Genomic DNA, 298 nt, shown 5'->3' on the forward strand with positions numbered 1-298 from the left:
TGGATTCATGTTGAACTTACTTGGTGGGTTAATTGCGTACTGCCTAAAACCAGAAAAGCCATCGTTGAACATAACAACCACTGAAAAATCAGGATTGATGGCGATGGCTTAAACCGATCTCAGGTTATATAGACACCAATCCATACTTTCCTTGTCTATATCTTGCCCATTGTTGCGTTTAGCTATGACGGTTGTTCCACCTTTTAATTGGACAAAATGTCGAAAGGGGTCACTATCATAGCCTTTGTCACAAACAATGGTATTCACTTCATCTAACTGCTCTACAAGGCTTTCGGCA

Annotated in this window: 2 pseudogenes; one reads left to right on the top strand and one right to left on the bottom strand. The window is 40.6% G+C overall.

From position 1 onward, the window contains the following. Positions 1–112: pseudogene (locus AACW06_RS20310) on the top strand (IS982 family transposase); the annotation flags it as partial. Positions 113–117: 5 nt separating this feature from the next. Here the strand turns inward: AACW06_RS20310 and AACW06_RS20315 are convergent. Next, positions 118–298, bottom strand: a pseudogene (locus AACW06_RS20315) (IS5/IS1182 family transposase); the annotation flags it as partial.

Source organism: Vibrio sp. S12_S33, assembly GCF_963889785.1.
Classification (GTDB): Bacteria; Pseudomonadota; Gammaproteobacteria; order Enterobacterales; family Vibrionaceae; genus Vibrio; species Vibrio aestuarianus.